The organism is Parabacteroides faecalis (assembly GCF_022809355.1).
In the GTDB taxonomy this organism is placed as follows: Bacteria; Bacteroidota; Bacteroidia; order Bacteroidales; family Tannerellaceae; genus Parabacteroides; species Parabacteroides faecalis.
In genome coordinates, this window is the sequence record NZ_JAKZMM010000009.1 from 1 (window position 1) to 12002 (window position 12002).

The following is a 12002-nucleotide window of genomic DNA, read 5'->3' on the forward strand; positions in this document are numbered from 1 at the left end:
AAATGGCAGGATGGAATTCTGATTTCCTCGTAGAACTACTTGATGCAGACTGGAATCCTCCTTGTAATAAAATAGATTCCAGTAAAAAATGATTGTAATGCGTCAGCCCTGTTCACTAATATGATTTGATTAATTTACCAATATGAATTGATTAAATCACATTTGTTAATCAAATAATATATAATTGTCTTTTCAAGAGTTATATATGAGATCCACATTAACTTTTTAGCTATTTTTCAATAGATTACATTATATATATTCATTTAAGTGAATGAAGTAATTGACTCATCACCCATTGATCACGCCCAGCTATATGCCCAACTAAAAATTCTGCTGGACCTAGGCGAACAATATTGGATGAATAAAAGAAGAAGAAGCTACCTAGAAAAAGTCAATCAATCTTTTTATCGAATCTCTGCCGAAGAAGATGTCTTCAACCTTTCAAATTTGGCAATAATGTTATTTGTAGTAATTTAGCTTACAAATAGTCAAGGTAACCTAGTATTGATTTCACAAAAGGTCATAAGATTCTGGCCATCAGATATCACCACGTGCCATCAATGTTCAAAATCACCCCATACAAAACAAAAATATACCTGAACTTACCAGAATTGTTTTATGCGCAAGCCGTCATGTCACGCAGGGTGGTATTTGATGATCTATGCGACGAGATCGCCGAAACCTGTACACTGACTTCGGCCGACATCAAGGCAGTGCTGGATCGTGTGACCTGGGCGATGGTGACACATCTGCGTAACGGCGAGATCGTCCAGTTTGCCGACTTGGGTAATTTCCGTATCGCCATCGGCAGTCCGGGCGTGTCCAATCCGGAAGACTTCAACGCTGTCATGATTCGCAGGCCCAAGGTCGTGTTTTCACCCGGCAAACGCCTGTGCGACATGCGCAACCTAGCCAAGTTCAACCGCTTCACCGTCGACAAGGATGAAGGAATGGATGAAAGTGGAGAATAAAACGATCGAATAGGATGAGAATACAAATCAAGAGAAATCTCATACTAAATCAATAAAATATAAATTCTCCACAAGAACTATTAGATTAAAACTTCATGTGGAGAATTTATATATTGGTCAATAATTTTGTATCAGAACGAATTAATGAGCAAAACCACTTTATTGATCTTTAAAAACTCGCTTAACAGCTTCTAAATAACCATACTTATATAATGTATCAGGTTCTAAACTACTACCCTCAGCCCATTCATTCCAAGCGTTAATTGTAATTAACGGCCTCTGATTAGGATGTTCATCTGCATATTGCTTTGCCTTATACAAAAATCTTTCCAATTTTTCAGGTGTCACTCCTGACACAGCAGGCTGTGCAGCTCCTGGATAACGCGGATTGGGATCCCAGTCTATAGACACATGAGGAAAATAAGGAATAGAGAAATTTTCATCAAACTCCTTGTATTTAGCTACTGCTTGTTCTCCCCAAGAGGCATAATCTTGATTGGTCGGAATAAAATGACACCATTGATAATTCGTTAAGCCTTCAAAACCTAAATATTTAACGGTGTTTTCTTGAGTTTCCGTTTTATCTCCAGGTGTAGCTGAAATTGTAGCCGGAAGAGCTCCCCATAAAATAGCCTGCAGATGTACACCCTTTAGGCCAGCTTTAACACACTTATCTTTAAATTTATCTAAGGCAAGTTTTGCCTCTTTCATGCCACCTAGTCCATTAATAAACGTACCTAACTCATAAATGGCAAAGACCGGTTTCCCATCTATTTTATAATAATTAGGGCGAGAGAAATAATCCTTAATAATATGATCAGTAAAGCGATCAAATATATCAGCGGTTACTTCTCCCTGCCGATACACTTTACTTTTGTCTGGCTCATTGGGGTCAATATAAGTTGTATGAGTATGATTTGCCCACATTAAATAGAATTTCATCTTTTCATTATTCTTCGCCTTTAGAAATCCATTGTTCAAAACTCCTTCTAAAAAAGGTTTATCATCATACCAATACCAGTCAAAAATAAATGTATTTACACCGTACTTTAAAGCTGTATCAATCACCTTCTCTTGTACTTTCGGATCTGCTTCATCTAAATAGCCCCACAAAGGAACACGAGGTTGGCGATGCCCTTCAAACTTAGGTTTAGCCTTATAAACAGCTTCCCATTCACCTTTCCCATCATGGAAAATATTCATTTCCTGTTTAAAACGAGGTTCATCATGATAAGCCGGCCAAACATAAGCTGCCACATCATACTTTTGTTGAGCAAAAGCAGATGCGTTAAACATAAACAATAACGCAAACAGATGATAAACTTTCATACTTCTTTTAGTTTAATGATGTTAGTAAATAGTTTAATTTATTACTTCCAATAATCGAACCGGCCCAATCAAACCGGATTCAGATAACGCTGAATTTTTATTATAATGTGAATAAGTTGTTGATGTATGTTTTTGAGACTTGCCTTGTTCTGTCAAGATAGCATCACCTATAAGTCTGTTGACCCATGTATTTACAACTTCGATAGTCAATTTGTTCTTTCCAGTTTGCACATACTTACTAATATCCAATTGATATGGATTCGTCCAAACCGTACCGACATCTTTGTCGTTTAGCCAAACTTTTGCCATTATTCCGACTTTGCCAAGATCCAAAAATAATGTTTTTCGGGACATTCCATCTGTCAATTCGAATGTCTGATGGTAAGTTGCCGTACCAGAATAATATTTAATCTCCTCATCTTTACTATCTCTCCAATCAATTAGCTTGTCTATCATAATTGTTTGGGATTCTCCCCCAATTGAATTGAATGAAACGCTCCATGAGTTATTAAATGCATAAAGAGTTCGGAAAGAGGGATAGTTTGTTCCACTTTCTGTAGGTTTACCATCCTTTCTGAATACAATGAAGAAGCTTTGGTTTATATTAAACTTCATCGGTATAATTGTTTTTCCGTTATCTGATAAGAATGATTGGATTTTACGAATTTCACCAGTCAACGGATCCCAAAGCTCTGGAACTTTTCCATCTATTCGAAATATACAATTTGTTTCAAGATCTCGATTTGTTCGGTTCGAAACAAAGTAAATATCGTAACCTGTTCCGATACGATGGGTATAACGAACTCCATCTGCTATAAAATCCTCCTGAACGTTCATTTCAGATAAAATTTTAGCCGTACAATCATAATGAGGATATAAATTATCCTGTGATTCAACAAGCTCATTCCCCCAAATAATATAACCCTCTCCTACTCGTTTTTTCAGGAGAGTAGACGGAATGGGCCCTTTCCCCCAAATATCATCTACCAATGATGCTATTTCGATATCACATTGTGGATACCCCTGTAAACTCGGAGATTTTTTAGGAGGCATTCCAACTACTGTTGCTCCGTGCATGATTAATTCTTTTATTTTTTTGAGAATTTCCGGAGTCATCGTTTCCTTATTTGGCAATACCAAGATACGATAAGTAGCACCACTCGGGAAAACAATATTACCTTCTTTTACGTCTGCTTGAAATAAAAAACTTGGAGGACAAGCATCAAATGAATACCCTCTTTTGTCAGGAAAGACATTAATATTGGGGTTGTCTGCTGCTGAAACCCGTTCTAATGTTTCATTGGGATGAATATAGAATAGACCATATTGATTCCCTGTTTGTTTATCATATGCAGATTGGGGTGCTTGGAAAACATGTGGATTACCTTCTGGACAAAAGTAGAGGATATCAGCAACTGTCCGTCCTTGTTGTAATAAGAATTGACAACGAGCTAAATAGTCGTGATAAGCCTTACTCATATTCCACCATGTTTGATTACGATTCCAATGTACTCCAATTCCCCCCATAGTCATTCCTGGTTTAATGGAGTCTGGAAAACTTTGATGTACAAATGTATGAAACATAAAGCGATTGATTCCAGCAGATAAAGCCCAATCAGTTTGATTCTTCAGACTTCCCGGATAAGCGTCCCAACCATCATTCATAGCCGTGAAGCTTTCAGCCGGAACAACCGATTGCCCCTTCAAATGAGCCATTGAGGTTGCTTCAGCAACACTGAATAATGTATTAAAACCGAATCCTGCTCGCCAAAATTCGCACATAGGATAATCGGCCATAGCAGCTAATTCCAAATCAGCCGTAGACGTCATATCATAAGGTTCGATAGAAAGTTCCAAGCCGTGACTATGTGCAAACTTTCTGATATAGCCCAAGTGATTTTCCAAAATTAATTCTTGAATAGTCTTACGTAAATCCCATAAGAAACGCTCTGTTTTCTCCAAACTTTCCACAATAAACCCAGCGTAAGCGGGATAATAAGGCTGAGGATCGTATTTCCGGCGTGCGATAAATTCGTCTCTCAAATGTTCGGTCCAGTTTTGAGCACCCATTTCCCAACTATCAAAGTGTAGAGCAGCAAGTCCTCCATAAGGCGATTGCTCTGTTCTCTTTTCGAACCCAACATGTTTGAACAACTTGGCGGCAAAATTCTCTAAATGATGGGCAATAGCAGTTGTATCCAGTTTATCTGTTTCAAAACCTAAACCCGGAAGAGGAGCAGGACTTGAAACGGCTCCAGTATTACGAACTCCGAAACGCATAATAGTCCATTCTCCCGACGGAAAGTTCCATACTAACGTTCCATCGTCTTGCAATCCTGAAGATACATCAATTATCTCGTCCGGATTAATCAAACAATCAGACGGAATTGTTGTATATGTAGCTGAAGTTGGCAGATATTGTTTCACCCCGTACATAGAACTATAAGGATATCTTCCATAAAGCGATTTTTCGTCAACATCCGTTATACGTTTATCTCCCTTAGGTGTAGGAAATGCCAATACGATAATATCTTCATAATAATTTTCCCAATCCTTTCGTTGTTCAGCAGTAAATGCAAACTTACCGTAAAAGCGATTTCGGGCTTGAGGTTTAGGCAAAAAAACTTTTACTGTTCTATTTCCTTGTACCGTAACGGTTGATGATACCAAATGCTTCATCGATTCTTCTACATTTACCCACGGACCGCCCGTTCCAGCCCAACCGGGACCAGTTCCCAAGGATAATCGAACTCCCAAACGTTCACATTCACGAACCAAATGCTTAAATATATCCAACCATTCATCACTTAGCATATTCACATTTCCACGAGGAATACCCGTATTTACCTCTAAAAAGATAACATGGGAAATTCCAACTCGAACCATAGCTTCAAGGTCTTTAGTAATTCCTTCTTTAGATAGATTCCCGTCCATAAAATACCAATAAACCCCAGATTTAGCAGAGTTAGGTGGGTTTAGAAAGCCATTCTCTAAGTTATCTTGAACATTTTTCTGTTGGCATTGTGTCATAGTAAATAACAGAAACAATGGGAATATTAAGAAAAAGACATATTTCTTCAAATATCCAATTAACATATAATTTTCTCCAATTTTTATAATGATAATCTATTTTGAATTTAATATAAATCATTTAATAAAAAGAGTTTTCTCTTGAAATAAAACATCAAAAGAACCAAGCAAAACTACAAACAAAAGCTTAGTTAATATAAACGCAAGTTTCGTTTATAGTTTTGCTTACTATCTCCGTAAATATTTAACGGTATTTTTCTGATTACTTATATCCCGGATTTTCTACCATATTCGGATTACTTGCTGTTCTCCCCAGAGTAATAGGTAAATAGTAATTTTCCTCTTTAAACAAAGGCACGGAAGAACTTCCATCTATATTATTTAGAATTTTCAGCTTATACTTCATTTCACCTTTTGTATAGCTTTCATAATCTAAAATATATTGCAATCCGGAAAAGCTATGCGATAACTCTGTAGTTGCAATTCGCCAACGCCGAACGTCCCAATAACGATGTCCTTCGAAAGCTAACTCCACTTTACGCTCGTGGCGGATCTTATCCCGATCGATGGATTTTAAAGGAGCAATACCTGCACGATCTCGGATCTGATTGATTGCCTCCAATGCTTCGTTGGTTTTACCTAATTCGAAAGCGGCTTCAGCATAATTCAACAATGTTTCGGCATATCGGAAGATCAGCCAATCCTGATCAGATGTAGCCCAAGCAGATTCAGTACCAGCCATGTTATCATGAGATTCTTTTAAATATTTCATAACACCAAAATTAGTTCCTTCCATGTCTTGGTCTCCTTTACATAATACTCCATTATAAGAGTCTTTTGTTTCAATCGTACCATCTGGTAAAAGTAATCCATTATGATAATCAACAAAACTTCCTTGCCAAGGGGTTTCCTGGGTATAAATAGTTGCGAAGAAACGCGGATCTTTCTTTCCCCAAAGTTCTTCTATAGTCCATAATCCGTTTTCTATTTTATTACGGTCTAATTTACCTGAAGTACCATCAACATATTCAAATTCTTCCACTAATTCCAAATAAGGTGCACTAAAGTTTCCTCGATTCCACCCTTGTGGACGAGGACATTGAAAGAAATCCACACACCAGCCATTTCCTCCTGAAATTAGTCCATTGGAACTATCATGCCTTTTAGCAAAAATTGTTTCGCTATTATTCTCAACAAGAAATATATTCTTAAAATTGGTTACTTTATCCGCATCTTGATTATACAGTTGGAATTTACCACTGTCCATAATTTCTTTAGAGGCATCGTAAGAGATTTGATAAAATTCTTTTGCTTTATCTGCCGGAATACCAACTACACCGTCTAATTGAACTTTACCGAATTGGGCGATGCTGGCTGCATAAAGGGCAGCCCTAGACTTTAATGCAAGAGCCGCATATTTTGTAGCACGCCCTAAGTCTCCACTTGCAGTTACTTCTGGTAAGTCATTTTTAATAGCCTCTAATTCTGATATGATGAAATTATAAACATCTTCCTCTTTATCTCGTGGCGGAAATAATTCTTCCTCCGGATCAGTCAGCGATTGTGCTTTTAAGATTAAAGGGATTCCGCCATACCGTTTCACCATTGCAAAGTAAGAAAATGCACGTAAAAAACGAGCTTCTGCAACTCTTGTCCTTTTTAAATTTTCATCTAATGTGGAATTAGGTACTTTTTCGATAAATTCGTTGATGATTCTTACGGGTACATATCCCCACCAGTCTAATAATCCACCTCCGATTTTTAATCCGCCAAATTTAAAGTTATAACCAGCTTGTGCATCTCCCCAATCTCGCCATAGAGCCATACATTCATCTGTGATTTGATCTACAACAAAACAGGGGAAGTAGCTATCACCACTCCAACCGACACCATTACTTTCATTTCCGAAGAAAGACATATGATAATAACACTGCACTAAATATGCCTCGATCAGGGCTTCATCGTTCCAAACGGTTTCGTCTGATACATATCCAGCGGTTCTTTATCCAATACATCGGAACAAGAAGTAAAAAGCGATGCGCAAATAAATATAGATAAAAATAACTTTTTCATAATGATTTAATAAGTTAAAATGAAACATTAACACCGACTGATAAAGTTCTTTGTTGAGGATAATACCAACCACCTTGCCCAGATGGAGCTTCCGGATCGATGTGATATTTACCCAGTTTGTTAAATGTAAGTAAGTTAGTACCTGCAAAATAGATACGGCATTGTTGCATAAATAACCTCCGGCAAATATCTTTAGGCAATGTGTAACCAAAAGCCAAAGATTTCAATCGTAAATATCCAGCTTTCTTATAAAAATAGTCGGACGTATATCCATTGGTGGAAGCACCACCTAAGCGAGGATAAAGAGCATTCGCATCGTTATTCTCTTCAGTCCAACGCATATCAAATACTTCTTGAGGATAATTTAATGTTTCATGATATAATGAAACCATTGTATTATAACCAAATGCACCTTGAAATAAAGCAGACAAATCAAAATCTTTATATTTAAAATTTAAATTAAATCCATACATCCAATGTGGTACAGTACCTTTACCAATCTCTACTTGGTCTCTCCAATCCAATACTTTATCTCCGTTGACATCTACATAGCGAATATCCCCCGGTCGTAAAGATGCGTTTCCTTGATTATCTTGATCAAATGGTAAATTATCAATTTCTTCCTGAGAAGTAAACAATCCATCAGATATGTAACCAAATGTACGATCTGTCCATTGACCTGAGACCTTATTAATACGAATTTGGTCAGGATCTGTATAAGTTTGTTCCTCATAATGGTCCCATTTAGCTCTTGACCACGAAATATTACCACTGACATCAAAACTAAAGTCCTCATAAGATTTAGAACTACCAATAGATAATTCAAATCCACGATCATTCATACTATTCAGATTTTCGGCAGGAAAACTTGCACCAAAAGAAGGGGATGTTGAAGCTGTCCTTGTTGCCGGAATACCAGATCGCTTGCGATAGAAAGCATCAGCTTCTCCATAAACTAATCGATTCTTAAAAGAATAATCCATACCGACGTTCCATATTTCGAACTTTTCCCATGTCAAATCTGGATTTGCTAATCCTGTAGTAATAATACCAGACATGGATTTGTCTCCTAATAAGTAATAACCATTTAATTTATATCCTGACAAATATTGAAAATTACCCACCGCATCGTTACCGGAACGTCCATAACTGGCTCTAAGTTTTAAATCATCAAGAACAGATTTGGTATTATCCATAAACGACTCTTCAGAAATTCTCCAACCCAATGAAGCACTCGGAAAAACTCCCCAACGATGTCCAGGAGCAAATTTAGCAGAAGCATCAGCCCTTAAAGTTGTTTCCAATAAATATTTATTTTTATAAGTGTAATTGATTTTTCCAACAAAACTCATACGCCCCATTTCAGAAGAAGCTCCATCGTTCTTCATTGTTTCTGTACTCCCTACAAATATTTCTTCTAATGCAGGTGTCAAAAATTCATCTCGACTTGCAGATAACCAATTTCCATTGTAATCAATCGCTTCATACAATGCCAAAACTTGTAAAGCATGATCATCTGCCAACACATTATCATAATTCAAAGAAAATTGACGAGTCAACATTGTATTATGATCATGCCTTTGGCTCATTTGAGCTTGAGTTCCAAAAGCTCCAGAACTAATATAAGTATCACTTGCTACATCATATCGATAAAACGCTACAGGACGATTAAATTTTTTGTCATAATTAACATCATCGTAATAATTTACAAAAGCCTTTGCAGAAAGTCCTTTTATCCATTTTCCAAAATCATATTTTAAAGAAATGGTCGCTCTAATATTCATTTTTTTAGTATTAACATAACCACTAAGTTCTGTATTAGAAGTAACATGTGCACCTCCAACACCCATTCCATTAGCGTATGATACTTTACCTGGATCAGGTAAATGTGCAGGATATATAGGTAAAGTATTCCATAAATCATTCCAAACCCCTGCATTAGCTTGCGATCGAGCAGTAGTCATATTATCTGATTTCATTAAAGCAATATCAAACTGCATAGATAAATTATCAGTAATTTTAGCATCAATATTTGATTGCAAATTATAACGACTATAATTACCTCCATTTTGTTTCCATACAGTTTCTTGATTCATATAACCTAAGAATCCATAATATTTGATTTTGTCACTACCTCCGCGGACTGATATATTATGTTGCTGTTGTGGAGCCCAATTTCGAATCAGTTCATCATACCAATCTGTATTTGGATATTGAGGATCATTTCCTGCATAATATTTTTTTATTTGATCTTCTGTAAAAGGAGCCGTAGATTCTGGATTTCCAGCTTGCAACCATTCTTCTCGTTTCAGTGTAGCATAATCTCCTGATGAAACAGGTTTAGGCATAGTAGTAATACCTTGGAAAGTAACAGAAGAATTAACCGTCACAGTTGGTTTCTGTATCGTACCACGCTTAGTAGTCACTAAAATTACACCATTTCCAGCTCGTGCTCCATAAATAGAAGCAGACCCATCTTTCAAAATACTAATTGATTCGATCTGATTAGGATCTATATAATTAAAATCTGCTTCAATTCCATCAACAATCCAAATAGCATTATCAGCAAATCCTCTAATCTTAATAGATGCCTGATCTGCTCCAGGCTGTCCACTCAATTGTTGTGACACTAATCCAGGAAGTCTACCACCTAAACTATTAATGGAACTTGCCACCGGAGCTACAGTCAATTCTTCCGTTTTCACTGATGCTATAGATCCTGTTAAATTTCCTTTTTTCTGTGTTCCATACCCCACAACCACCAATTCATCCAAAGCTTTCGAATCTTCTTTTAAAGCAATCGATAAATTAGTCTGTTTTCCTACTTTGATTTCCTGATTGGCAAATCCGATATAAGAAACAACTAAAGTTGCACCTTCTTCTACATCTAATGAGAATTTACCATCCATATCAGTAATGGTTCCGTTAGTGGTACCTTTTACCATCACATTGGCACCGATTACCGGCATACCGGTAGCATCTAATACCGTACCGGTAATTTTCTTACCACTTTGGGCTACAGCAGGAACAGCCATTACCTCTTTATCCGATACCTTGATCAGGATTTGCTTGTCGATAATCTGGTAATTGTACCCTGTGTTTTGCAAGACTTGTGCCAATACATCTTCTATGCTGGCGTTGTTGGCACTGACACTCACCTTTTGTTTTACATTAATCTGGTTATCGTTGAAGAAGAATGTAAAGTCGCTTTTCTTTTCAATTTCCTTGAAAACTTCGCTGATGCTGCTGTTCTGCTTGTGGATTGAAAACTTCAAACTCTGTGCATACGTTGAAGCAGAGATGGAACAAACAGCCAATAAATTACACAAAGACGTAACTTTCATGATACGGATTGTTTTTGTTAACAGCGGGACACGACGATCCCTGTCATTTTTTTTCATACTTTTGTATTGTTTTTGATACATAAATTAGACTTGCCACTGGCTTGGACTCCGTTTGGCAAGCTTGTGTTTCTTAAACTCTCAGATTGAACGGGAGGTACTTGCCGGTATCTTCCGTTTCTTTCAGGTTAACTTCTTACTCCTTTCTCATAGGCATTTCATTTTATTCTGGTTAATATATAGCTTTCATCTGTATTCTTTTTGTATTGCAAGGGTGCCGATTGACGCATGATAAACAGGATTACGTCCAACGATTCATCACGTACTTTAAACGTGAAACGATAGTTGTTCAACAGGCTTTCTTCACATTGAATCTTCCGTCCATACCAACGTTCCAAACGTGGAATGATCATAGCCAGATTCTCATTTTCGAATGACAAGACTCCAGTTCTCCACGAAGTATATTTATCAGCTTCGATCTGCCCAACTTCTACTTTATGGGTATTCTTATGCCAAATCAGTCGTTCATCCGGACTCATGATCTGTTCTTTTACCACTTTCTTATCCCGTTCAAAACCGACCTTGATTTTTCCATTCACCAAGATGGCTTCCATATCCTCCGAGTCTTCGTAATTAAACAGTTCGAAAGCCGTACCCAAAGCTTCTACCTGTACATCATTCATCTGTACCCGGAAAGGTTTGGAGGGATCTTTCGCTACATCGAAAAAGGCTTGACCTTCCAAGCGGACATTCCGGCTGTCGGTTCTAAACTCCGATGGATATTCCAACCGGCTACCAGGTCCTAAACAGACATGGGTTCCATCAGGTAATTGGATTTTCTCCAGATTCTGAATACCGGAAGTAACCACATAAACCGGTGCGGCAGTCTTCTGACTCCACAAATAGGTAATTCCACTCAAAGCAATGACAAGCAAGATAGATGCCGCCACACTATACCATTTATAAAAATAAGACTTCCAAGGTTTATTCTTTTGACCGGTCTGTTGCCGAATACCGGCCCACAGTTGATCAGGGTTTACCTCCTGACTCCTGTCTGATGCCTGTTCCCATTGTTGAAGCCAGATCTGTTCCATTTCCGGACTTTGAGACAGCCTTGCTTTCTCTTCTTCGGATAATGTCCCGGACAACAATTTCTGGACTATATGTTTTTTCTCTTGTATATTCATACTTTTTTCGCCTTTACTAATAAATACACGCGATATCCTATCTTCCCCCTATTCCCGATTAAAAAAATGCG

At 37.5% G+C, this 12002-nt stretch carries 8 protein-coding genes; 2 read left to right on the top strand and 6 right to left on the bottom strand.

Annotated features, from left to right (window positions below):
- Positions 1-267: 267 nt before the first annotated feature.
- The gene (locus tag MUN53_RS04890) at positions 268-477 is read left to right on the top strand and encodes a hypothetical protein (RefSeq protein WP_243323642.1); all 210 of its coding nucleotides are present in this window, start codon (positions 268-270) and stop codon (positions 475-477) included.
- A gap of 83 nt (positions 478-560) precedes the next feature.
- Entirely contained in the window at positions 561-971 is a 411-nt protein-coding gene (locus MUN53_RS04895) for an HU family DNA-binding protein (protein ID WP_243323643.1), read from the top strand.
- A gap of 159 nt (positions 972-1130) precedes the next feature.
- Here the strand turns inward: MUN53_RS04895 and MUN53_RS04900 are convergent, their stop codons facing one another.
- The 6 genes from MUN53_RS04900 to MUN53_RS04920 form a co-directional block, all read right to left on the bottom strand.
- Entirely contained in the window at positions 1131-2300 is a 1170-nt protein-coding gene (locus MUN53_RS04900; RefSeq protein ID WP_243323644.1) for a glycosyltransferase WbsX family protein, read from the bottom strand.
- Between the two features lie 33 nt (positions 2301-2333).
- Complete coding sequence (locus tag MUN53_RS04905) at positions 2334-5396, bottom strand: glycosyl hydrolase (RefSeq protein WP_243323645.1); 3063 nt, start codon at positions 5394-5396, stop codon at positions 2334-2336.
- Between the two features lie 196 nt (positions 5397-5592).
- Positions 5593-7248 carry a RagB/SusD family nutrient uptake outer membrane protein gene (locus tag MUN53_RS04910; RefSeq protein WP_243323646.1) on the bottom strand — a complete coding sequence of 552 codons (1656 nt, stop codon included), beginning with the start codon at positions 7246-7248 and terminating at the stop codon, positions 5593-5595.
- A 32-nt stretch (positions 7249-7280) separates the two neighbouring features.
- On the bottom strand, positions 7281-7403 hold the full coding sequence (locus tag MUN53_RS18290) for a hypothetical protein (RefSeq protein WP_262918196.1): 123 nt from the start codon (positions 7401-7403) through the stop codon (positions 7281-7283).
- 14 nt (positions 7404-7417) lie between these two features.
- Positions 7418-10804, bottom strand: a complete 3387-nt coding sequence (locus tag MUN53_RS04915; RefSeq protein ID WP_243323648.1) for a TonB-dependent receptor — start codon at positions 10802-10804, stop codon at positions 7418-7420.
- A gap of 158 nt (positions 10805-10962) precedes the next feature.
- Positions 10963-11931 carry a FecR family protein gene (locus MUN53_RS04920; RefSeq protein WP_243323649.1) on the bottom strand — a complete coding sequence of 323 codons (969 nt, stop codon included), beginning with the start codon at positions 11929-11931 and terminating at the stop codon, positions 10963-10965.
- Positions 11932-12002 lie beyond the last annotated feature (71 nt).